Raw genomic sequence first — 21,767 nt, 5'->3', positions numbered from 1 at the left:
GCTGCCGGGGGGCATCTGGCCGAGGAAGTCGTCGACGTCCCGCCCGGTCAGCCGGCGGCGGCCAGGAGCGGCTCGGGGGCGGCAGCGGCGGGCTGGGGCCGGGGGCGGGTGAGGCACTCGTCGGTGAAGGCGAGGGCGCGCAGGTGGTAGGGGCGGGCGGCGTGGCCCAGGGAGAGGTTGTGGCCGGCGCGGTGGGCGGTGACGAGGTGGGCCAGGCCCGGGGGGAAGGCGGCGGTGAGGGCGGTGCGGTGGGAGGGCTCCAGGCGCCACCAGGCCTCGTGGTCGGCGAGGGTGAGGCGCACGGGCACGCGTACGCGGGCGGCCAGGGCGCTGTAGCGGGCGGGCCAGGTGGCCAGTTCGCGGGATTCGAGGGCGGGGACGGGGGTGAGCAGGGTGCGGGCGGCGTGGAAGGTGCCGGGCGGGTAGAGGTTGAGGGGGCCCCAGTTGAGGCGGCCGCCGCCGGCGAGGTCGTCGGGCCGCTCCCACGCGCCGGGGGCGTAGTGCTGGGCGAGGCCGGAGATGTCGGCGCCGAGCAGGGGCAGGCGGGGGTCGGCGGGCCAGTGGGCGGCGAGGTGGAGGGCGATCTTGCCGCCGAAGGAGTGGGCGAGGAGTTGGACGCCTGCGCCGACGGGGTGGGCGCGGGCGTAGTCGGTGAGGGCGGCGTGCAGGGTGGCGGCCTGGTCGGCGATGAGCTGGCCGTCGGGCAGGCGGTGGGCGGAGGCGCCGTGGCCGGGGCGGTCCAGGGCCAGGACGGTGTAGCCGAGGTCGGCGGCCAGGGTGAGCAGGCTGGTGTCGGGGTGGGCGGGGCCGGCGAAGTAGGCGGCGCGCATGCCGCGGCCGTGGATGGCGAGGAGGACGGCTTTGGGGGCGCGGTCCTGGGGTTCGGCGACGAGCGCGGAGACGGGGATGCCGCCGGCGTCCAGGACGAGGGAGCGGGTGGCGAGCCGGGGGTTGGGCCGCGGGTTCGGGCGGGGGTTCATAGGGCGGCCCCGGCGCGGACGGCTCCGGCGCGGGCGGTGGTGGCGGCCCTGTCAGCGGCTCCGGCGCGGGCGGTGTCGAGGTCGGTGAGCCAGCCGGTGAGGTCGCTCTGGCGCATCAGGGTGGTGCCGATGAGCAGTCCGGCGTAGCCGGCGTCCAGGAGGCGGGCGGCGTCGGCGGGTTCGGTGATGGCGGAGGCGGAGACGGGGGCGCGGGTGCCGGTGGCGTGCAGGGCGGGCAGCAGGCGCAGGCTGCGTCCGAGGTCGCCGCGGTCGCGTTCGCGGGTGCGGATGTCCTTGTTGTTGACGGCGATGACGCAGTGTTCGGGCTGGGGCAGGTGGGCGAGTTCGTGTTCGCCGGTGATCTCGACGAACGGGGTCAGGCCCAGGGCGAGGGCGGTGGTGACCAGGCGGTGCAGGGAGGTGGCGGGCAGCAGGGCGGCGGTGAGCAGGACGGCGGAGGCGCCGAGGGCGGCGGCGGCCTCCAGTTGGGCGGGGCGGGTGAGGAAGTCCTTCTGGAGGACGGGCAGGTCGGTGGCGGCGGTGACCTCGCGCAGCAGGCGGGGGGTGCCGCCGAACCAGCGGCCGGTGACCACGGACAGGCAGGGCGCGCCGGCCTGTTCGTAGCGGGTGACGAGGTCGGTGACGGTGCGCGGGCCCAGCAGGTCGGTGCCGTGCGGGTCGCGGAGTTTGACCTCCATGATCAGGGGGCGGCTCGCGGCCAGCAGGGCGTCGAGGAACCGCGGGGCGCTCATACGTAGGCCTCCTTGGGGCGGGGGTGCCAGGCGTGGGCGAGGGCGGTGACGGCTTCGTGGGTGAAGTCGCCGGCCCGGTTGCGGGCGGCGGTGTCGATGTCGGCGCCGGCGTACAGGGGGTGGTCGGTGACGGTGCGGTAGGTGTCGCGGTTGGCGGCGTTCAGGCCGCCGGCGAGGAGGAAGGGGATGGTGAGGCGGGGCAGCAGGGTGTGGACGTCGGCGGGGGCCAGGGGGTGGCCGGTGGAGCCGACGCGGCCGTCGTCGGTGACGGTGTCCAGCAGGAACAGGTCGCAGCCGGCGCGTTCGAAGGCGCCGATGAAGGGGCGTTCCAGGCAGCGGCCGCGGGAGAGGTGGAGGACTTTGACGAGGACGGCGTAGGGCAGGCGGTGGCGCAGTTCGGTGACGAGGGCGGGGCTCTGGTAGGCGTGGAGCTGGATCCAGCGGATGCCGGTGGCGCGGGCGAGGCGGGCGAGTTGGTCGGCGTCGTCGAGGAAGGTGACCAGGACGGGTTCCAGGCCCAGGCGGATGGCGGTGGCGGCGAGGTGGGCGAGGTGCTGTTCGGAGAGTTCGGCGGGGCCGCCGGGCACGCCGTGCCACAGGCCCACCAGGGTGGGGCCGGATTCGGCGAGGAGGGTGAGGTCGGCGCGGGTGCGGGCCCCGCACACCTTGAGGTGGCGGGGCCGCGCGGGCGGCAGCGGGCGGGGCGGGGCGGGGGCGGTCATTTGCCGAGTCCGAGCATGGCGGCGATGCGGTTGTACTGGATCTCGTTGCTGCCGGAGTAGATGGTGCCGGCGACGGCGTTGCGCACGTCCTTCTCCAGCCCGTACTCGGACATGTAGCCGTTGCCGCCGAAGACCTGGACGGCGGCCAGCGAGGTGGCGAGGTTGGATTCGCTGGTGAGGAGTTTGGCGATCGCCATGTCGACGGTGACGTTCTCGCCGGCCTCCAGGCGCTGGGCCGTGTCGTAGAGCCACTTGCGGGCGGTCTCCAGGCGGATCTTGGTGTCGACGATCTTGTTGGCGACCGACTGGTAGGAGCCGATGGGCTTGCCGAAGGACATGCGGGTCTTGGCGTAGTCGAGGCAGCGGGCCAGGCGGTGCTGCATCTCGCCGGTGTTGACGATGAAGGAGTAGAGGATCTCGCGTTTCATGACGTGGTCCAGGACGAGGAAGCCGCCGCCGACGCGGCCCAGGACCCGGGAGGCGGGCACCTTGACGTCGTCGAGGTAGACCTCGGACAGCGGCGAGGTGCGCAGGCCCATCTTCTTGATGGGGTTTCCGGTGCTGATGCCGGGCATGTCGCGGTCCAGGAGGAACGCGGTGACGCCGAGCGCCCCGCCCTGGGGGTGGGTGCGGGCGTAGACGACGATGACGTCGGCGACGGGGCCGTTGCTGACGAAGGTCTTGGCGCCGTTGAGGACGAAGTGGTCGCCGTCGCGGATCGCGCGGGTGCGCATCTGCATGGCGTCCGAGCCGCCCTCGGACTCGGTGATGGCGTGGGCGCCGATGGCCTCGCCGGAGGCGATGCGCGGCAGGTAGGCCTCTTTGAGGGCGGGTGAGCCGAAGGCCTGGAGGGGGACGCCGGTGGAGGCGAGGGAGGTGGTGACGGAGAAGTTGAGGCCGCCGTCGCGGCAGGTCTGGCCCAGGCCCTCCAGGACGTACATGGTGGTGAGCAGGGACTGGCCCAGCCCGCCGTAGCGTTCCTCGAAGGGCAGGGACAGGATGCCGGTCTTCTGGACGAGGCGCCACTTGTCGGGGGAGAAGGCGGCCTGTTCGTCGCCTTCGATGTGGCCGGCGCTCAGGTCGTCGCCGAAGCGGGCCAGGCCCTCGCGCAGGGCGTGCTGGTCGGCGTTCCAGCGGATCATGGACGTGCCGCCTTCCTCCCGGGCCCGCGTGCGGGGCCCGGGGTGGCAGGCCGACGCGCGGGGCGCCGGCGCGTGACTCGAAGGGGAGGGTCTTCGCCTAGTAGGCGGAGGAGGAGGAGGCGTCGAGCTGGTGGACCTCGTCGCCGCGCAGGGCCGGGGAGAAGACGCAGACCAGGCGCAGGTCCTCGTGGGGGCTGGCGACCAGGTAGTGGGCGTCGTGCTGGTCGAGGGCGTAGAGGCGGCCGGGGGTGATGGGGTGGGAGGTGCCGTCCATGGCGATGACCTCGCCGGAGCCGGCGATGCAGTAGCACGCCTCCAGGTGGTTGCGGTACTCCAGGCGGGACTTGGTACCGGCGTTGACGATGGTGTCGGTGAGGGTGTAGCCGAGGTTGTCGCCGGCCACCAGGAAGCGGCGGGACAGGCCGTTGCCCCACTCGACGGTCTGGACGTCGTCAATGTCGCGGATCAGCATGCTGGTTCTGCCTTTCGTGTCAGCGGGCGGGGGTGGTGGTGCCGGGGGTGGTGCGCGTGCCGGTGGTGCTGGTGCTGGTGGTGCGTCCGGCCGTGGCGGGCTGGGGTGGCCCGGGCGGGCGGAGGTCGTGGAGGAGGGCGCGCAGCGCCTGTGCGGCGTCGCGGCCCTCGGTGAGGGCGGTCTCGATGCGGGCGACGGCGGCGGAGCCGACGATCGCGGCGTCGGCTCCGGCGGCGGCGACCGCGTCCAGGTCGGCGGCGCTTTTGACGCCGAAGCCGATGGCGACCGGGGTGGCGGGGGCGGCGGCGCGCAGGGCGGCGACGGTGGCGGCCAGGGTGTGGTGGCCTTGCGCGGGGGTGGTGCCGGAGCGGCCGTAGTGGGCGACGAGGTAGACGTAGGCGCCGTGGGCGTCGCGGGCGGCGGCGGTGAGGACCTCGGGGGTGGAGGTCGGGTAGCAGGTGGCGACCTGCGGCAGGGCCGCCTCGCGCAGGGCCTGGCGCCAGGCGGGGCGCAGGCGGGGCGGCAGGGCGTGGACGAGCAGGGCGTCGGCGCCGGCCCGGGCGATGGCGCGGGCGCAGGTGGCGGGGTCGGCGGCGCGCAGGCTGTGGCTCCAGTCGGCGAGCAGTGCGATCTTCAGGTTCTTCAACTGGGGCCGCAGGGTGGCGAGTTCGTCCAGGACGGTGTCCAGGGTGGTGCCGGCGGCCAGGGCCCGGTCGGCGGAGCGGCGGATGACGGGGCCGTCGGTGGGCGAGTTGGGGAAGGGGACGGCGAGTTCGAGGACGTCGACGCCTTCCTCGTCCAGGACGAGGGCCAGGTCGGTCAGGCGGGCGGGCGGGTCTCCGGCGTTGAGGAACAGGGCCAGGTGCGGGCGGCCGTCGGCGCGGGCGGCGAAGAACGTGGTGTCAGGCATGGGCGGGGGCCTTGTGGTCGGTGCGCAGGCGGGTGGCCAGGGCGCGGGGGGCGCCGTCGGCCAGGGCGTCCAGGGCGGCGGTGTGGGCGGTGTGCCAGTGGGTGTGGCGGCCCGAGGCGAGGGCGAGGGCGGCGGCGTTGAGGGCGATGGTGTGGGTGGCGGTGGGGCCGGCGCGGCCGGCGAGGGCTTGCAGGAAGTGGCCGGTGAGGTCCTCGGGGTGGGGGGCGAGGTCGGCCAGGGTGCCGTCGGCGGGGGCGATGGAGCCGGCGGGCAGGTGGATGGTGGTGTCGGGGGTGTGCAGGGTGTTGTCGGCGAAGGGCAGGAGTTCGTCGGCGCCGGCGGTGTTGGTGGCCAGCCACACGGCGCGTCCGGGGGTGCGGGGGGCGAGGTGGCGCAGGGCGGGCAGGTCGGTGGCGGCGCTGGCGCCGGTGAGCTGGGCGGTGACGGGCACGGTGGCGAGCAGCGGGCCGAGGGTGTTGAGGAGGCGTCCGAAGGGTTTGAGGGTGAGTGGGAACAGGAGGCGGGCCAGGCGGGTGAGGGCGGGCGGGTAGACGTGGGGGCCGGCGAAGGCGATGCCGTGGCGGGCGAGGTGGTCGGCGGTGGCGGTGTGGGAGGAGGTGAGGGTGATGCCCAGGCGCTCCAGCAGGTCGATGGAGCCGGCGCTGCTGGTGTAGGCGCGGGAGCCGGTCTTGACGACGGGCACGCCGATGGCGGCGGCGGTCAGGGCGGCGGCGGTGGAGAGGTTGAAGGTGGCCGGGCCGCCGCCGGTGCCGACGATGTTGACGCTGGCGGGGTGGGCGGGGCCGGGGTGGGGGCTGCGTTCGGTCAGGGAGGTGGTGAAGGCGGCGAGGGTGTCGGGGGCGGGCAGGCGGGTGGTGAGGGCGGCCAGCAGTGCCGCGGCCTGGGCCCGGTCGCTGTCGCGGGCCGGGCCCGGGGTGCGCTGCTCCAGCTGGTCCCACCACGAGCGCCAGGTGTCCAGGTCGACGTCGTGCCCGGCGAGCAGGGCGGTGAGGGCCGGGTGCACGGGTCAGCCGCCTGCCACGGCGCTGGCCGGGACGGCGCGGCGCTGGGTGATGAAGGCGTCGATGGCGGTGACGGAGCGGAAGTTGTTGGGGTCGAGGTCGGTGTCGTCGACGGGCAGGGCGAAGTGGTCCTCGACCCAGGCGATGAGCTTGAGGACGCCCAGGCTGTCGATGACGCCGTCGGAGAGCAGGTCGTGGTCGTCGGCGAGTTGCTCGGGGGTGACGTCGGGCAGGAACTCCTCGATGAGGAACCGCTTGATCTGGGCGATGTTGCTCATGGCTCGCAACTCCCTTGGGTGTATTGGGGTTTGGTGGGTGTGGTGGTGTGGTCAGGCGGTGGGCAGGACGGCCTTGCGGTCGACCTTGCCGGTGGCGGTCTTGGGCAGCGGGGCGTCGTGGATGGCCAGGCGTTCGGGCACGGCGGCGCGCGGCAGGTTGCGGGCCAGGTGCTCGCGCAGGGTGAGGCTGTTGAGGGCGGAGCCGGCGGCGCGCTGGACGGCGGCGTGCAGGCGTTTGCCGGTCAGCGGGTCCGGGGCTGCGGCGACGGCGGCCTCGCGGACCTCGGGGTGGGCGAGCAGGACGCGTTCGACCTCGGCGGTGTTGACGGCGACGCCGCGGACCTTGACCTGGAAGTCGGCGCGTCCGGTCAGGTGCAGGCGGCCGTGTTCGTCGCGGACGGCCAGGTCCCCGGTGCGGAACCAGCGCCGTCCGGGCCCGGCGCCCTCGGGCTGGGTGGTGAAGCGGCCGGCGTCGCGGGAGCGGTCCAGGTAGCCGGCGGCCTGGAAGGGTGTGGAGACGTACAGTTCGCCGCGGCCGGGGCCGGTGACGGGGGTGCCGTCGGGGGCGGCGAGCAGGGTGCGCACCCCGGGCAGGGGGGTGCCGATGGGCACCGGCAGGGCGGCGGTGGCGTCCAGGCGGTCCAGGCGGTGCAGGAAGCTGTCGTTGGTCTCGGTGCAGCCGTAGATGTTGTAGAGCGCGGCGCCGGGCAGCAGGGCGGGCAGTGCGGCCAGGGTGCGGGCGTCGATGGCGTCGCCGGTGAACGCGGCGTGCTCGACGCTGTCCAGCACCGCCGGGCCTGCCGTCTGGGCGGCGGCCTGGGCGAGGAGGGCGTAGGCGAGGGGGACGGCCTGGAGGACGTGCGGGCGGTGGCGGGTGAGCTGGGCGAGCAGGTGGCGGGCGTTGAGCGCGTGGGCGGGGTCGATGAGCAGGACGGTGCCGCCGGCGGCGAGGGTGGCCCACACGTCCAGCAGGCACAGGTCGAAGTTGAGGGGGGCGTAGTTGACGACGACGCGGCCGGGCCCGAGGTCGAAGGTGTCGTGGGCCCAGGCGGTGAAGCGGTCGACGGCGGCCTGCGCGAGGGGGACGATCTTGGGCAGGTCGGTGGAGCCGGAGGTGGTGAGCAGGAAGGAGGTGCCGGCGGCGAGGGTGGGCACGGGGGCGGGGCGGGCCAGGGCGGGCAGGGCGGGGGTGTCCTGGCCGAGGGGGGCGAGCAGGTGGCGGGCGCCGGCCTGGGCGAACAGGGCCGCGAGCAGGGCGGGGGCCAGCTGCGGGGAGGGCAGCAGGAAGGGGCGGCGCTCGATCAGGCAGGCCAGGACGAGGGCGATCTGCTCGGGGGACTTGGCGGCGGGCAGGCCCACCGGCTCGCCGGGGGCGAGGTCCAGCGTGTGCAGGCGCAGCCGTTCGCGTTCGGCGGTTTCGGCGAGTTCGCGGTAGGTGACGGCGCGTTCGTGCCACAGGAGGGCGACGGCGTCGGGCCGGGTGCGGGCGTGGGCGGTGAACGCGTCGGGCAGCGACAGCGGCGGCGGGGCCTGCACGGCGGGCGCGGCGGGCGCGGCGGGCGCGGTGGGTTCGGCGGGTGTGGTCATCGGGGTCTCACTCCCCCGCCGGGGTGAGGGCGGCCCAGCCGGCCTTGACGGCGGTGCCGTCCTGGGTGGCGACGGTGAAGCGCACCACCGTGCCCCGGTCGTAGGGCTGCAGGGTCAGGCGCAGCGGGGTGCCGGGGGTGGCGGGGGCGGCGAAGCGGGCGCCCAGGGCGGTGAGGCGGGTGGGGTCGCCGTCGGCGTGGCGGTCGGTGATCTCCTCGGTGGCGAGGGCGACCAGGTGCATGCCGTGGGCGATGGCGGCGGGGAATCCGGCGGCGCGGGCGGCGTCGTCGTCGAGGTGCAGGGGGTTGAGGTCGCCGGCGGCGTGGGCGTAGGCGGTGACGTCGGCGGGGGTGAGGGTGTGGGTGAGGGTGAGGGGTTCGGTGTCGGGGGTGGTGCCGGGGTGGGCGGCGGGGGTGAGGGTGCCGAAGGGTTCGATGGCGGTGGCGCCGACCAGCAGGGCGGAGGTGGTCAGGCGGGCCAGGGTGCGGGTGCCGTCGGTGAGGTGGGTGGTGAGGGCCAGGCGGGTGCCGCGGGCTTCGCGGCGGGCGGCGGTGACGGTGACGTCGATGTCGACGTGGGTGCCGGCGGTGAGGGGGTGGTGGGTGTGGATCTCCTGGGCGAGGTGGACCACGCCGGTGAAGCCGGTATCGCCCGTGGTCAGGGTGGTGACGGTGTGCTGGGCGAGGGTGTGGGCGAGGACGAAGGGGTGGGCGGGGGCGGCGGCGGTGTCCGGGGCGGGGGGCAGGCCGGTGCGGGCGGCGGTGCGGTAGGCGGCCAGGGCGTCGGCGGTCACGGTGGTGCGGGTGCGGGCGGTGCGGTGGGCGGGCGTCGTCGCGGGCCCGGTCGCGGTCGCGGGTGTGGTCGCGGGTGTGGTCGCGGTCGCGGGTGTGGTCGTGGTCATAGCGGGGTCACCACCAGGGTCGAGTTGTGGCCGCCGAAGCCGAACGAGTTGGACAGGGCCGCGCCGGGGCGGATGGGGCGGGCGGTGCCGTGGACGACGTCGAGGTCCAGGCCCTGTTCGGTGTGCTCGTGGTTGGCGGTGGGAGGGGCGAGGCGGCTGTTCATGGCCTGCACGGCGGCGATCAGCTCGACGGCGCCGGCGGCGCCGATGAGGTGGCCGATGGAGCCCTTGGTGGAGGTGACGGGCACGCCGTGCGGGCCGAAGACGGTGCGCAGCGCGGCGGCTTCGGCGCGGTCGTTGTGCACGGTGGAGGTGCCGTGGGCGTTGACGTGGGCGATGTCGGCGGGGGTGAGGCCGGCGTCGGTGAGGGCGGCGCGCATGGCGGCGACGGCGCCGGCGCCGTCGGGGCGGGGGTTGGAGAGGTGGTAGGCGTCGGCGCTGGAGCCGTAGCCGGCGAGGAGGGCGTAGGGGGTGCGGTGGCGGGCGCGGGCGTCGGCGAGGCGTTCGAGGACGAGGAAGCCGGCGCCTTCGCCCATGACGAAGCCGTCGCGGTCGGTGTCGAAGGGGCGGCTGGCGCGGGTGGGGTCGTCGTTGCGCTGGGAGTGGGCGCCGAGGTTGCCGAACGCGGCGAGGGTGACGGGGGTGAGGGTGGCTTCGCAGCCGCCGGCGATGACGATGTCGGCGCGGCCGGTTTCCAGGAGGAGGGCGGCGTGGCCGATGGCGTCGGCGCTGGAGGCGCAGGTGGTGGCGATGGTCAGGGCGGGGCCGGTCCAGGCCAGGCGCATGGCGATCTGGGCGGCGGCGGCGTTGGGCATGGTGACCAGGGGCATCAGGGGGCTGACGCGCAGGGGTCCGGCGGTGGTGAAGAGGGCGGATTCGCGGTCGCTGGTGGTGCGTCCGCCGACGGCGTTGCCGACGACGATGGCGCTGCGGCCGGGGTCGGGTTCGGGGGCGCCGGCGTCCTGGTGGGCGGCGAGGGCGGCGAGGGTGCCGTAGTGGGCGAAGGGGTCGAGGCGGCGGGCGTCCTTGGCGGGGACGGGGCCGTTGTCGGGCAGGTCGGTGACGCGGCAGCCCAGGCGGACCCGGTGGCGGGCCAGGGCGGGGTCGGTGAGGGCGGTGGCGGTGGGGGTGCCGGTGCTGACGGTGTGCCAGAACGCGGCCGGGGTGTGGCCGGCGGGGCTGACGACGCCCAGGCCGGTGACGGCGATGGGGGGCCGGGTGGGGCGGGCTGCCATGGTCTTGTCCTTTCCGGGCGTTGGGGGCCGGGCCTTCCTTGGTGGCGCCGTCCTGGTCAGATGAGGCCGGTCTGGGCGGCGGCGGTCAGGAAGGCGTCGGCGGCGAAGTCGATGTCGGCGGCGGTGTGGCGGGCGGTGACGGCGATCCGCAGCCGGGCCAGGTCGTTGGGCACGGCGGGGGTGACGACGGGCAGGCCGATGACGCCGGCCTTGCGGCAGGCGGTGGCGTAGTCGTAGGCGGCGTCGTCGGAGCCGGCGATGACGGGCAGGACGGCGGTGGCGGAGTCCATGGTGGAGATGCCGGCGTCGTTGAGGCGCCGGCGCAGGCGCTGGGCCTGGACCTGGATGTGGGTGACGCGTTCGGGTTCGCGGCGCAGGATCCGCAGGGACTCCAGGGCGGCGCCGGTCTGGGCGGGGCCGAGGGCGGCGGAGAACAGGAACGGGCGGGCGGCGTAGCGCAGGTGGCCGATCAGTTCGTGGCTGCCGGCGACCCAGCCGCCCATGGAGGGGATGGCCTTGGAGAGGGTGCCGAGTTTGATGTCGACGCGGTGGCGGTAGCCGAAGTGCTCCTCGATGCCGCCGCCGGTTTCTCCGATGACGCCCAGGGCGTGGGCCTCGTCGACCATCAGGAGGGCGTCGTGGGCGTCGCAGACCGCGCGCAGTTCGGGCAGCGGGGCGATGTCGCCGTCCATGGAGTAGACGCTGTCGACGATGACCAGGCGCACGCCGGTCGGGGAGGCGGCCTTGAGGCGGCGTTCGAGGTGGTCGACGTCGTTGTGGCGGAAGCGGGTGACGGTGGCGCCGGAGAGGCGGCAGCCGTCGACGATGCTGGCGTGGTCGTACTTGTCGATCAGGACGGTGTCGCCCTGGCCGACCAGGGCGCCGACGGTGCCGACGTTGGCGGCGTAGCCGGAGCCGAAGACCTGGGCGCGTTCGCGGCGGGCGAAGCGGGCGACCTCGGCTTCCAGTTCCTCGTGCAGCGGGATGGTGCCGGCCAGGGCGCGCACGCCGTGGTTGCCGGTGCCGTAGACGTCGACGGCGGCCTTGGCGGCGGCCACCACGCGTTCGTCGCCGGCCAGGCCCAGGTAGCTGTAGCCGGACATCATGAGCAGGCGCTCGCCGTCCAGGTCGCAGTAGGCGCTGTCGCGTTCCATGGTGTAGGCGACGAAGCTGTTGCGGCGTGAGGGGTCGGACTCCAGCGCGGCCACGCGGTCCAGGGTGGCGGCGAGCTTCGGCTCCAGGCGGTCCCATGCTCCGGTGGCGTTCACGTGCGGGTCTCCTTCTCGGCGGGGCGCGGCGGGCGCGCGGCGGTTTTGCCGTGCGGTTTGCCGTCGGTTTGCCGCCGGTTGTCCGTCGGCTGGTCGGCGGTTCGTCGTCGGCTTGTTCCGGATTGTTTTCGGTATTTCCCGGCGCGGGGGCGGGTGGTGGTGCTGGGGTTTCCTCCCGGGATAGTCCCGGGGCTTTTACGGGTGGTGCCCGGCGCAGGGGGTGGGGTGGTGTTTCTCGAAGCCTTCACGCGGGGTGCTCAAGGATGACTACATTTCTACGGCAGGATGCGCAAGGCGTCCGCAATAGCCGTGTTCCCGGCCTGCGGTAACGCTCTGACGTGCAGAAACCCTGCGTCCACGACGCATGGACCGGCTGGTGGGTATGTTTTGTCGACCAGTGTTGACACCGTGTGATGCGTCGAATGTATGGTCGAAATCCGCCGAAACCGAACGGCTGGTCGGCGGAATTTCCGGTCCAGGTTTCCCACGCCGTCGGCCCGGCGTCACGGGCCGTCGGCTCCGCTTTGGCTCAAGGGGGTTGGAGCACGTTGAACGGCTTCCGGGAAGACAGTCCGTACGGCAGATCGGGGGAATTCTCATGCTGATCCGCCTGACAGGACTTGTGACGATCGAGCACGACCACGGCGCCCCGCAGCACCTGTCCAGCGCCCAGGCCCAGGTGGCGTTCGCCCGCCTGGTCCTGGAGCGCTCCGCCGGCACCAGCCGCGACCAGCTGGCCGACACCATCTGGCCCGACGGCCTGCCCGACACCTGGGCCTCCGCGCTGCGCAGCGTGGTCTCGCGGGTGCGGGCCTTCGTCGCCGCCCCCGGCCAGGGCCCGGGCGCCACCCCGCTGATCGCCCAGGGCGGGCGCTACGTCCTGCGGCTGCCCGCGGACGCGGCGGTGGACCTGGAGGCCGCCGCCAGCGCGGTCGGGGAGGCCGGGGAGGCGTACGCGGCCCGCTCCTACGCGGTGGCGCAGCAGCTGGCCGCGGGTGCGATCGCCAATCTGCGCGGCGCGTTCCTGCCCGACCACGAGGGCGAGTGGGCGGGCGGGGTGCGCGAGCACGTGGAGGAGCTGCGGATGTCCGCGCTGGAGACGGCGAGCCTGTCGGCCTCGGCGCTGGGCGAGGAGCACCACGCGCTGCGCTGGGCCGACGAGGCGGTGCGCCGCGCCCCGTTCCGCGAGAGCGCCTACCGCTGCCGGATGGAGGCGCTGGCCGCGGCCGGCAACCGGGCCGAGGCGCTGCGCTGTTACCAGCAGCTGCGCCAGGTGCTGGCGGAGGAGCTGGGCATCGACCCGGCCGCCGAGACCCAGGAGCTCTACCTGGCGCTGCTGCGCTCCCCCGCTCCCGTCGCGCCCGCTGCGGCGGCGGTGCGGCCGGTGGACCCGGTGCTGATGGGGATCTTCGAGCCGCTGGCCCTGGCCCGGCTGGCGCGCCCGGCCGGGCCGCCGGTGCGCGCGGCCTGACGGCCTGTCGGTGGGCGCGCGGCCTGGCGGGATCGGCGGTGCGCGCGGCCTGACGGCCTGTCGGTGCGCGCGCGGCTTGACGGCCTGTCGTCGTGGCGGGCGGCCCCCGGCTTCGGGGGGCCGCCCGCCCGCGTGCGCGCACGGGGGCGGGCGGGGGCGCGGGGGTCGCGGGCGCGCCGGGGCGGGCGCGCGCGTGTTGCGGAGGTGTTGCGGTGGGCGTGGCGCACGGCGCGCTCGTAGTAGCGTCGAGGCGCGAAGTCGCGCACGCCGCGCGGCTTTTACCGAACCGGGACGGGGGTCGAGCGTTGGGAAGGGGTGGTGGGTGTGGGACGGGCACGCGTGGCGGCGCGGGTGATCGTGCACCCTGGTGTGGAGGACCTCAGCGTCCAGCAGGTGTTGGAGGCACTCGCGGACCCTGCCCGCAGATCGGTGGTGCGCCGGCTGGCCCACGCGGGCGCCGCGCTGAGCTGCGGCTCCTTTGACCTTCCGGTCTCCCGCTCCACCTCGACGCACCACTTCAACGTGCTGCGCCAGGCCGGACTGCTGCACCAGTACTACGTCGGCACCACCAAGATGAACTCGCTGCGCGCCGAGGAGTTGGAGGGCCGTTTCCCGGGCCTGCTGTCGGCGGTGGTCGCCGCCGCCGACGCCGAGGCCCGCGCGGCGCCCTGACGGCCGGCCCGCTCGCGGCCGGCGGCCGCGGGGCGGGCCGGTTCCGGAAGGCTCGGCCCCGGCGGGGTCAGTTCTGGACGGTGAGGACGATCTTGCCGACCTGGGTACCGGCCTCCAGGTAGCGGTGGGCCTCGGCGATCCGGTCGAGGCCCTCGAAGACCCGGTCGACGGCGGGGGTGAAGGAGCCGTCCGCGAGCCCGGCGGTGACGAAGGCCTGTGCGCGGCGCAGCCGTTCGTCGTCGCGGGTCACCTCGTGCATGGAGTAGAAGCGGCTGGTGACGGGGGCGAAGGTGTCCTGGCCGGGCAGGGGGGTGTCGCGGGGGTCGAGGCGGCCGTAGACGATCAGGCGTCCGCCGGGGGCGATGGTGCGGGCGAGGGTGAGGACGCCGGGGCCGGCGACGGGGTCGAAGACGGTGCGCACGCCGGTGCCGGCGGTGATGGCGTCCACGCGGGCCACCAGGTCCTCCTCGCCGGTGATGACGACGTCGGCGGCGCCGGCGTCCAGGAGTTGCTGCTTCTTGGCGCGGGTGCGGGTGGTGGCGATGGGGACGGCGCCCAGGCGGCGGGCGGTGCGGATGGCGGCCAGGCCGGTGCCGGAGGCGGCGGCGGTGAGCAGGACGTGGTCGCCGGGGCGCAGGTGGCCGTCCTCGGCGAGGGCGCCGTAGGCGGTCAGGTAGGGCATCCACACGGCCGTGCCCTGGACGTCGGTGAGGCCGGCCGGGTGGTGGACGACGGCGCGGGCGGGCACGAGGGCGTGGGTGCGGTAGACGCCGTAGTCGTTCTGGGAGAAGGCCGGGACGGTGTCGACCCGGTCGCCGGCGGCGAAGCCGGTGACGCCCTCGCCGAGGGCTTCCACGGTGCCGGCGGCCTCGTAGCCGGGGGTGGCGGGCAGCCTGGGCTCGTCGAGGTAGGTGCCGGCGCGGAAGAGGGCCTCGGCGCGGTTGAGGCCGATCGCGGTGACGCGGATGAGCAGTTCGCCGGGGCCGGGCACGGGTACGGCGGCGGCTCGCACGGTCAGGACCTCCGGCCCTCCGGTGCGGTCGAAGACGACGGTCCTGGACATGGCGTAACTCCCCTGCTGCGGCGGGCCGGTGGCGGTGCGGCGTGCGGTGCGGCGTGCGGTGCGGCCACTTACGTAACCCGGTGCGCGGGAAACTGTCAAACTTCGACCGGTCTCGGAATAGGGGGCGGTCGGCGGGCGTTGCCGGTGAGTTGACCCCGCGTCAGACCCGCGTCAGACCCGCGTCAGACCCGCGTCAGACCCGCGTCAGACCCGCGTCAGACCCGGGGCCGCGCGGGCTGCGGCTGCTCGCGGACGGCGGCGTGCCGGCGGCGCGGCTGCACGCCCTGGACGCGGCGGGCGAGTTCTGCGACCACCCGTCGCTGGTGATGTCGCTGCTGCCGGGCGGCGTGCGGGTGGCGCAGGACGGCGACGTGGAGCGCCGCGCGGACCTGCTGGCCGGTCAGCTGGCCGCCGTGCACGCGCTCGCGGTGGCGCCGGGCGAGCGCCCCCGCGCCTTCGAGGCGTGGACGGCCCCGGAGCGGGTGCGGGTGCCCGGGGCCACGGCGCGTCCCGGGGTGTGGCGGCGGGCGGTGGACGTGATCCGCCGCGAGGTGCCCGCGTACCGGCCGTGCTTCCTGCACCGCGACTTCCACCCCGGCAACGTGCTGTTCACCGGGCAGGGCGCCGCGCTGGCCGTCAGCGGGGTCGTGGACTGGGTGGAGACCTCCTGGGGCCCGGCCGACCTGGACGTGGCCCACTGCTCCACCGCCCTGGCCCTGCTGCACGGCGTGGACACCGGCCTGGACTTCGCCGCCCGCTACCTGGCGGCCGGCGGCACGCTGGAGGCGGACCGGGGCGCGCACCTGTACTGGCGGCTGCTGGACGCGCTGGCGTTCGCGCCGGACGCGGAGAAGGTCGCCGTGCCGTGGCGGGAGCTGGGGCGCGGCGACCTGACGCCGGCCCTGCTGGGCCGGCGCCTGGAGGACTACCTGGAGGCGCTGCTCGACCGGTACGCCTGAGCGCCGCCCGCCGCCGGCTCCCCGGCTCCCGGCTTCCCGGCTTCCCGGCTTCCCGGTGGGCGGTTCAGGAGGCCGGACCGCCGTCGAGGAAGGCGGCGATCAGGGCGTGGGGGGTGTCGTCGCCGTTGAGGAGCTCGTGCATGTGCGCGCCCTCGGAGGCGGCCTCGGCGCCGCGTGGGAACATGGCCCGCTCGTACGCGGCGAGGGCGGCCTCGGTGTCGCCGGGGTGCGCGGCCAGGGCCTGGCCGAGTTCGGCGCCGTCGAGCATGGCGAGGTTGGCGCCCTCGCCGTTGGGGGCCGCGAGGTGGGCGGCGTCGCCCAGCAGGGTCACCCCCGGCACCCGGTCCCACCGGTGGCCGATCGGCAGGGTGTAGTGGGGGCGCAGGAGCGGCGCGGTGTCGCCGTCGGTGATCAGCGCGGTGAGCTCCGGTGCCCAGCCGTCGAACTGTGCCGCGATGCGGGCGCGTGCCTCACCGGGGTCGGTGAAGTCGATGTCGGCGAACCATTCCTGCGTCCTGGTGAGCATCACGTAGGTGTGCAGGGTGTCGCCGCTCTCCCGGTGGGCGAAGATCTCCGCGCCCGGCGAGGGCGCCATCATCGACCCGCCGCCGACCGCCTTCGCGGCGGCGAGGTGGCGGGTGTCGGCGTCGAACAGGTAGGTCTCGACGCACGACGTGCCGGTGTACTGGGGGGTGGCGGCGGACAGCAGCGGCCGCACCCGTGACCACGCGCCGTCCGCGCCGACCAGCAGGCCGGTGGCGGCGGTGGTGCCGTCGGCGAACGCCACCTCGTGGCGGCCGGCGCCCAGGGCGCGGACGCCGGCGGCCTTGCGGCCCCACCGGACGGTGCCGGCCGGGAGCGAGGCGAGCAGCATCTGCCGCAGTTCGGCGCGCTGCACCTCGGGGCGCCCGCCCGTGCCGTCGTCGGCCTTGTCGAGCAGGACGCTCCCGTCCCGGTCGAGGATCCGCATCGCCTGGCGGCCCTCCAGGACGAGGGCTTCGAACTCCTCCGTCAGGCCGGCCGCCCGGACGGCGAGCTGCCCGTTGTAGTCGTGGATGTCGAGCATCCCGCCCTGCGCACGCGCCGCCGGCGAGGCCTCCGCCTCGTAGACGGTGGCCGCGATGCCGTGCAGGTGCAGGACCCGGGCCAGGGTCAGCCCGCCGAGTCCGGCGCCGATGATCGCGATGTCGGTGGTCATGGTGGTTCCCTGTCTGTCGCGCGCCTGCCGGATGGGCACCCGGCCTGTCCCCGGAAAGGTCCCAGGGCCCACCGGCACGCCGCTGACAGGCCACCGGCACCCGGCTCACACCCCCGACATCCGGCCGTCACCGCGCCCGCGTCGGATCGTCATGAGAATCATCGAGAATCACCCCTTCCGGAGCGCCGGTTGAGGCCGATCATGGGAGGACCTTCCTGTCTGCCGTCGAGAGGAACAGCTATGGCAAGGCGGCTGCGTGTCATCGGTAGCACCTCGGGTGTCGGCGACTGCCCGACGCTGTACGAGGACGTGGACACCGGCGAGGTGGCCGTGCAGGGGTACGCCGTGACGGACCCCGAGGACGTGGCGCAACTCATGCACGTGAAGGACGATGAGGGCTTCGTAGTCGTGCCCCGCGAACTGCTGGTGCGGTTCGCTCCGAAGGAGTCGACGCCGGTGCCGGAGTTCGTACCGCAGCAGCGGATCACCGAGTTCATCAACGACGGGTTCGAGCACACCGCGTGGCGGTTGGAGACAAGGGCGGGATACCTCTCCGACAAGCAGACGCCCTCCTACGCCGAGTTCCTTCGGACGGGGGACAGCGCCGGGGAGGTCGGGCACCCCTGGTTCGAGAACGTGCGCCGCATGGTCGGCAAGGGCAAGAGGTTCGAGCGGGTGCGTCTGGTGGACGATCCGCCGACCGAGGGGCAGCGGTACCTGCTGGCGTGCGCCCGGACCAACGTGGCGGCCGGTGAGGACATCCGGTGCATGTGGCGCTCGGAGGCCGAGGCGGCCGGGCTGGCCGGGCTGACGGACTTCTGGCTCTTCGACTCCCGCACGGTCGCGCGCTTCCACTTCGAGGGGGAGCGCACCGTGGGAATGGAGTTGGTCACCGACCCGCTGGAAGTCCTCCGTGCCTGCCAGGTGCGTGATGCCGCCTGGCACCACGCGAGGCCCTACGCGCGGTTCCGGGCTCAGGTACCTTCCGGCATGTGAGCACCGACTATCAGCAGGCACGGTCTGCTCTTGGTGCCCGGATGCGTGAACTGCGCACCGAGTGCGGGTTGTCCGGACGCGCCTTGGCCGTGCGGCTGGGCTGGCCCCAGTCCAAGGTCAGCAAGCTGGAGAACGGCAGGCAGTCGCCCACCAGGGCCGATGTGGTCGCCTGGGCCGAGGCCGTCGGCCGGCCCGACGCCGCCGCCGAGCTGGTGGGCCGGCTGCGGACGGTGGAGACCCAGTACCGGTCGTGGCGGCGCCAACTCGCCGGCGGTGTCCGGCCGGTGCAGGAGGCGCACGCCGCGCAGGGGAAGAAGACCGGCGACCGTCGGTCATTCGACCCGACCCTGGTTCCCGGCCTGCTCCAGACCGCCGAGTACGCGCGAGCGGTCCTCACCCGGTACACCAGGGTCCATCCGTCGATCCGCGACGTCGAGGCCGCGGCGGTGACCCGCATGGAACGCCAGAGGGTTCTCAACGACCGGTCGCGGTCGTTCCACTTCCTGGTGTGGGAAGGCGCCCTTGTCTCCCGGCTCTGCCCGCCGGCCGTACTGGCGGACCAGCTGGAGTGCCTGGCCCCCTGGCTGGCACGTGGGAACGTCCGGCTCGGGATCGTGCCGTTCGATGCCGATCTCAGAGTGCCCGCGGGAGTCGGATTCTCCATCCACGACGGCGCGTTGGTCATCACCGAGTCCTGGCACGCGGAGATGTGGTTGGACGATCCGGCAGACGTCGCGCTTCACGTCCGGGCGTGGGAGGCCCTGGCGGAGAGCGCCGTCTACGGCCCGTCAGCCCATCGGGTGATTTCCCGGGCCCGCCGGTCGCTGCTGTGAGAATCACCGGGAATCACCTCCGCCCGGTTCCTGCCGCCGCCCCTGCCTTCGTGGTGACGGAACCCCATCGGTCAAGGGAGTGGCACATGTCGGGTCTTGAGCCGACTGGACAGTCGGAACGGGTGAGCGCCGAGGAGTCGGCGGCGAACGATCTGCGGGAAGCGCTGCGCGCTGCCGGGATCTCCGCCCTCGTCCGTGGTGGCCCGGACGTGTTCGCGGGATCCAGCTTCTCCTGGGTGGCCCTGGGACACCTCAAGGAGGCCGAGGCCGCCGTGCTCGCCACCCTGATCCGCAAAGCCCTGGACACGTGAGCGCGGCACCGCAAGGGGCCCCCGGCCGCCGGGAGGCGGGGCGGCCCCGCCGGACCCCGACGAGCGGTCCGGCCGACCGAGCTGTCCCCGGAGGAACGCGAGCGGCGTCGGGCGTGCCCGACTTCGCCGAGCTGCTCGGGCGGTGCCGGCGCTCCGCCGTCCATCTGGAGCTGCGGGACTCCTACGACCAGTTGATCACGGACACGGTGGCCCGGGGTGTGGCCGTGCGCCGGGCCCGGGTCGTCTCCGAGCCCGTGTCCGCGTACATCCGGTGGGAGCACTACGTCACCCACGCCAACGTCACGGCGGGTGAGGAGGTCCGCTGGCTGCCCCGGCGACGGGCCACGGGCATCCCCCTGCCGGGCAACGACTTCTGGCTGTTCGACGGCGCGCTGCTTCGGGTGCACCACTTCTCCGGTGACGGCGCGGTGGTCGAGGACGAGATCACGGCGGACCCGCAGACCGTGGCGCTGTGTGCCACCGCGTTCGAAGCGGTCTGGGAGCGAGCGGTCCCGCACCACCTGTACGACGTCTGACGAAGGCCGGCTCCGTGCCCGCGCACCCCTCTGCGAGCGTTCAACAGGCCCGCGAAGCCCTGGCCGGCCGGGTGCGCGAGATCCGCGAGGACACGGGGAGCGGGGTCCACGCGGACACGCTGGATGCCGCTTCCACCCTCACCCGGCCCGGCCAGGTCGGTCTGTACGCCCGGGCCTTCGACCGCCTCTCGCAGGGGGGCGGTGCGGGGCGCGGCCGTGCGCTCGCTCGTGGCGGGCGCCTTGGCCTGCCTGGACTGATACGGCAGCCGTCAGGCGGTGGCGGCCCGGGCCGAATCGGGCGCGGCGGCGTCGTCGGTGGTCGGCTCGTCCTGCGCCGGGGTCTGCGGCGTGGGGGTGGCCTGGGTGGCGGGGCCCAGGCGGCGGCGCAGCAGGACGGCGGCCAGGGCGGCGAGGGCGAAGCCCGCTCCGGCCCAGGGCAGGTGGCGGGCGCCGGCGGTGGAGACGACGAGGCCGCCCACCGCGCTGCCGGCGGTGATGCCCAGGTTGGAGAAGGAGATGAACAGGCTGTTGCCGAACTCGGGTGCGTCCTGGGCGTCGCGGGCCAGCCAGCTCTGGCTGACGACGAGTCCGCCGGAGTGCACCGCGCCCCAGAGCAGGACGCCGGCGGTCATCGGCGCGGGCCAGGGGCCGATCGCGTAGAGCAGGGCGTAGAGGAGGACGTAGAGGGCGGGGAAGGCGGTGACGGTGCGCGGGAGGTCGCGTTCCAGGAGGCGGCCGAAGAGGAGGTTGCCGAGGACCATGACGATCCCGAAGGCCATCAGCGCGGCGCCCACCAGGGAGGCGCTCAGGCCGGTGACGCGTTCCAGGTATTCGGCGAAGTAGCCGTAGACGGAGAACATCGCGGCGAACACGCACACGACGGCGAGGACCGACAGCCACAGCCGGCCCCGGCGCAGGATGGCCAGCTGGCCCCGGTAGGAGGGGCGCCGGCCTGCGGGCGCTGCGGGCGCTGCGGGCGTCGCGGGGGTGGGGGGCAGGAGGAGCAGGACGCCCAGGCAGGCCAGCAGGTTGACGCCGGCGCCGAACCAGAACGCGGCGGCCAGGCCCGCGTGTTCGGCGAGGTAGGAGGTGAGCGGCACGCCGAAGGCGAAGCCGACGGTGACGCCGGCGAAGACGGTGGTGGCCGCCCGGGTGGCGCGGTGTTCGGGGACCAGGTTGGCGGCGGTGGTGAGGGCGACGGCGAAGAAGACGGGGTGGAAGAGCGCGGGCAGGATCCGGAAGGCGAACATCACGGCGAAGTCGTCGGTGAGCGCGTACACGGCGTTGGAGAGCGCGAAGACGGCCAGTGCGCTCGCCAGGACGGCCTTGCGGCGCAGGCCGGAGGCCAGCAGGGTGCCGAACGGTCCGGTGGCGGCGACCACGAGGGCGAAGACGCCCACCAGCCAGCCGGCGGCGGAGGGTGTGACGCCGAGTTCCTCGGAGATGCGGGGCAGGACGCCGACGACGCCCATCTCGGTGGTGATGATCCCGAACACTCCCAGGGAGAGTGTCAGGACGGCGGGGCCGGTCTTTCGCATGTGCTGCCTCCGTCCGCCCGGCGCGCGGGGTGTGCGGGCGCACGGCACCCGCCCGCGCATGGGGCTACAAATCTAGATAGTTAGATGGAATGGGGCGAAAAGGAAGGGCGCAGCCCGGGCCGCCCCGGCGGGGGCGGTGGGGTGCGCCCCGGAGGGGGCGGAGCGTCAGAGTTCGTCGCGGGCGTAGGCGGCGAACGCGGCGATCGTCTCCTCGTCGCGGCGGTAGAAGGTCCACTTGCCGACGCGTTCGGACACCAGCAGTCCGGCGTCGCGCAGGATCTGCAGGTAGCCGGAGACCACGGACTGGGCGAGCCCGGACTTCTCCCGGATGTCCGTCACGCACACGCCGATGTGGAAGCCCACGCCGCGCTCGCGGTAGTAGTCCTCGTCGAAGTAGCGCTCGGGCGTCTTGAGCCAGCGCAGGAAGTCCGCCCGCGCCGGGTTGGCGAGCGCCTTGTGGACGGCCAGCGGATCCACCGCGCGCTCCCTTCGCCCGACCCTCGACCAGATGACGTATCCAATATTCTAGATGTGAAGAAGCGTGTCAACCCGGGCCGGACGAGGCGGGGGCGGCCCGCATGCCCGCCGCCCCGGCGGCCTGCGGGCCTACGGGCCTACGGGCCGGCGTGGGCCAGGGGCGGGGCGATCGCCTGGGCGTCCACGCCCTCGCCCACCCACAGGCCGATCAGGAACGCGGCGGTCGCCTCCAGCAGCCCGGCCCGCGCCCGGGGGGGCCCCGGGGGGGGGCGGGGGGGGGGGGGGTGGGGGGGGGGGGGGGGGGGGGGGGGGGGGCGGGCGGGGGGGGGGGGGGGGGGGGGGGGGGGGGGGGGGGGGGGGGCCCCGGCCGGTGCGGGCGGCGGTGCGGTAGGCGGCCAGGGCGTCGGCGGTCACGGTGGTGCGGGTGCGGGCGGTGCGGTGGGC

22 protein-coding genes and 2 pseudogenes (1 of these 24 running past the window's edge) are annotated in these 21,767 nt (G+C 74.6%); 7 read left to right on the top strand and 17 right to left on the bottom strand.

Translation table 11 applies throughout. The features are described from left to right. Nucleotides 1–47: 47 nt before the first annotated feature. The 12 genes from ACIOGZ_RS21420 to ACIOGZ_RS21365 all read right to left on the bottom strand — a co-directional run bounded on the left by ACIOGZ_RS21420 (nt 48) and on the right by ACIOGZ_RS21365 (nt 11,269). Nucleotides 48–980: an alpha/beta fold hydrolase gene (locus ACIOGZ_RS21420; RefSeq protein ID WP_363588143.1), complete on the bottom strand. Its 933-nt coding sequence runs from the start codon at nt 978–980 to the stop codon at nt 48–50. Continuing rightward, on the bottom strand, nt 977–1,732 hold the full coding sequence (locus ACIOGZ_RS21415; protein ID WP_363588141.1) for an indole-3-glycerol-phosphate synthase: 756 nt from the start codon (nt 1,730–1,732) through the stop codon (nt 977–979). The genes ACIOGZ_RS21420 and ACIOGZ_RS21415 overlap by 4 nt, the downstream gene beginning before the upstream one ends. Further along, entirely contained in the window at nt 1,729–2,454 is a 726-nt protein-coding gene (locus tag ACIOGZ_RS21410; protein WP_363588139.1) for an N-(5'-phosphoribosyl)anthranilate isomerase, read from the bottom strand. Before ACIOGZ_RS21410 ends, ACIOGZ_RS21415 begins: the two co-directional genes overlap by 4 nt. Continuing rightward, a complete protein-coding gene (locus tag ACIOGZ_RS21405) occupies nt 2,451–3,596 on the bottom strand; it encodes an acyl-CoA dehydrogenase family protein (RefSeq protein ID WP_363588137.1) in 1,146 nt (381 codons plus the stop codon). The genes ACIOGZ_RS21410 and ACIOGZ_RS21405 overlap by 4 nt, the downstream gene beginning before the upstream one ends. A gap of 97 nt (nt 3,597–3,693) precedes the next feature. Beyond that, the gene (locus ACIOGZ_RS21400; protein ID WP_363588135.1) at nt 3,694–4,068 is read right to left on the bottom strand and encodes an ectoine synthase; all 375 of its coding nucleotides are present in this window, start codon (nt 4,066–4,068) and stop codon (nt 3,694–3,696) included. A 19-nt stretch (nt 4,069–4,087) separates the two neighbouring features. After that, nucleotides 4,088–4,978: a tryptophan synthase subunit alpha gene (gene trpA, locus ACIOGZ_RS21395; protein WP_363588133.1), complete on the bottom strand. Its 891-nt coding sequence runs from the start codon at nt 4,976–4,978 to the stop codon at nt 4,088–4,090. Continuing rightward, nucleotides 4,971–6,002 carry a hypothetical protein gene (locus ACIOGZ_RS21390; RefSeq protein ID WP_363588131.1) on the bottom strand — a complete coding sequence of 344 codons (1,032 nt, stop codon included), beginning with the start codon at nt 6,000–6,002 and terminating at the stop codon, nt 4,971–4,973. The genes trpA and ACIOGZ_RS21390 overlap by 8 nt, the downstream gene beginning before the upstream one ends. Before the next feature lie 3 nt (nt 6,003–6,005). Beyond that, on the bottom strand, nt 6,006–6,278 hold the full coding sequence (locus tag ACIOGZ_RS21385; protein WP_063352985.1) for an acyl carrier protein: 273 nt from the start codon (nt 6,276–6,278) through the stop codon (nt 6,006–6,008). Between the two features lie 51 nt (nt 6,279–6,329). Next, nucleotides 6,330–7,865 (bottom strand): AMP-binding protein, encoded by a 1,536-nt coding sequence (locus tag ACIOGZ_RS21380; protein WP_363588129.1) that lies wholly within the window; start codon nt 7,863–7,865, stop codon nt 6,330–6,332. 7 nt (nt 7,866–7,872) lie between these two features. Continuing rightward, entirely contained in the window at nt 7,873–8,766 is an 894-nt protein-coding gene (locus ACIOGZ_RS21375; protein ID WP_363588127.1) for a MaoC family dehydratase, read from the bottom strand. Beyond that, nucleotides 8,763–10,001 carry a beta-ketoacyl-[acyl-carrier-protein] synthase family protein gene (locus ACIOGZ_RS21370; protein ID WP_363588125.1) on the bottom strand — a complete coding sequence of 413 codons (1,239 nt, stop codon included), beginning with the start codon at nt 9,999–10,001 and terminating at the stop codon, nt 8,763–8,765. The genes ACIOGZ_RS21375 and ACIOGZ_RS21370 overlap by 4 nt, the downstream gene beginning before the upstream one ends. A gap of 56 nt (nt 10,002–10,057) precedes the next feature. Continuing rightward, the gene (locus tag ACIOGZ_RS21365; protein ID WP_363588123.1) at nt 10,058–11,269 is read right to left on the bottom strand and encodes an aminotransferase class I/II-fold pyridoxal phosphate-dependent enzyme; all 1,212 of its coding nucleotides are present in this window, start codon (nt 11,267–11,269) and stop codon (nt 10,058–10,060) included. Nucleotides 11,270–11,867: 598 nt separating this feature from the next. Between ACIOGZ_RS21365 and ACIOGZ_RS21360 the strand changes: the two genes are divergently transcribed. Both ACIOGZ_RS21360 and ACIOGZ_RS21355 read left to right on the top strand, forming a co-directional pair. Next, complete coding sequence (locus ACIOGZ_RS21360; RefSeq protein WP_363588121.1) at nt 11,868–12,740, top strand: bacterial transcriptional activator domain-containing protein; 873 nt, start codon at nt 11,868–11,870, stop codon at nt 12,738–12,740. 324 nt (nt 12,741–13,064) lie between these two features. Continuing rightward, nucleotides 13,065–13,412, top strand: a complete 348-nt coding sequence (locus ACIOGZ_RS21355) for a helix-turn-helix transcriptional regulator (protein ID WP_363588119.1) — start codon at nt 13,065–13,067, stop codon at nt 13,410–13,412. 67 nt (nt 13,413–13,479) lie between these two features. On the opposite strand, the gene ACIOGZ_RS21350 is transcribed toward ACIOGZ_RS21355, so the two are convergent. After that, on the bottom strand, nt 13,480–14,475 hold the full coding sequence (locus ACIOGZ_RS21350; RefSeq protein WP_363588117.1) for a zinc-dependent alcohol dehydrogenase family protein: 996 nt from the start codon (nt 14,473–14,475) through the stop codon (nt 13,480–13,482). 236 nt (nt 14,476–14,711) lie between these two features. Between ACIOGZ_RS21350 and ACIOGZ_RS21345 the strand changes: the two are divergent. After that, nucleotides 14,712–15,434 (top strand): annotated as a pseudogene (locus tag ACIOGZ_RS21345) (phosphotransferase family protein); the annotation flags it as partial. A 64-nt stretch (nt 15,435–15,498) separates the two neighbouring features. Here ACIOGZ_RS21345 and ACIOGZ_RS21340 read toward each other — a convergent pair. Beyond that, entirely contained in the window at nt 15,499–16,632 is a 1,134-nt protein-coding gene (locus tag ACIOGZ_RS21340) for an NAD(P)/FAD-dependent oxidoreductase (RefSeq protein WP_363632325.1), read from the bottom strand. A 240-nt stretch (nt 16,633–16,872) separates the two neighbouring features. Here ACIOGZ_RS21340 and ACIOGZ_RS21335 point away from each other — a divergent pair, with 240 nt between their 5' ends. From ACIOGZ_RS21335 to ACIOGZ_RS21320, 4 genes are all read left to right on the top strand, one after another. Next, nucleotides 16,873–17,628, top strand: a complete 756-nt coding sequence (locus ACIOGZ_RS21335; protein WP_363588113.1) for a DUF6879 family protein — start codon at nt 16,873–16,875, stop codon at nt 17,626–17,628. Further along, nucleotides 17,625–18,461: a helix-turn-helix domain-containing protein gene (locus ACIOGZ_RS21330; RefSeq protein WP_400335774.1), complete on the top strand. Its 837-nt coding sequence runs from the start codon at nt 17,625–17,627 to the stop codon at nt 18,459–18,461. Before ACIOGZ_RS21335 ends, ACIOGZ_RS21330 begins: the two co-directional genes overlap by 4 nt. Before the next feature lie 122 nt (nt 18,462–18,583). After that, nucleotides 18,584–18,772, top strand: coding sequence for a hypothetical protein (locus tag ACIOGZ_RS21325; RefSeq protein WP_363632320.1), 189 nt, complete (start codon nt 18,584–18,586; stop codon nt 18,770–18,772). 113 nt (nt 18,773–18,885) lie between these two features. Further along, nucleotides 18,886–19,308 carry a DUF6879 family protein gene (locus ACIOGZ_RS21320; protein ID WP_363632318.1) on the top strand — a complete coding sequence of 141 codons (423 nt, stop codon included), beginning with the start codon at nt 18,886–18,888 and terminating at the stop codon, nt 19,306–19,308. Nucleotides 19,309–19,577: 269 nt separating this feature from the next. Here ACIOGZ_RS21320 and ACIOGZ_RS21315 read toward each other — a convergent pair whose 3' ends face one another. From ACIOGZ_RS21315 to ACIOGZ_RS21305, 3 genes and pseudogenes are all read right to left on the bottom strand, one after another. Further along, on the bottom strand, nt 19,578–20,846 hold the full coding sequence (locus ACIOGZ_RS21315) for an MFS transporter (RefSeq protein ID WP_400986774.1): 1,269 nt from the start codon (nt 20,844–20,846) through the stop codon (nt 19,578–19,580). Between the two features lie 165 nt (nt 20,847–21,011). Further along, nucleotides 21,012–21,323 (bottom strand): helix-turn-helix transcriptional regulator, encoded by a 312-nt coding sequence (locus ACIOGZ_RS21310; protein WP_063352995.1) that lies wholly within the window; start codon nt 21,321–21,323, stop codon nt 21,012–21,014. A gap of 436 nt (nt 21,324–21,759) precedes the next feature. Further along, nucleotides 21,760–21,767: pseudogene (locus ACIOGZ_RS21305) on the bottom strand (NADPH-dependent F420 reductase); its annotated part runs 640 nt beyond the window's last position; the annotation flags it as partial.

It is taken from the genome of Kitasatospora sp. NPDC088160 (genome assembly GCF_044741445.1).
Classification (GTDB): Bacteria; Actinomycetota; Actinomycetes; order Streptomycetales; family Streptomycetaceae; genus Kitasatospora.
This window is presented reverse-complemented; position numbering and strand designations above follow the sequence as displayed.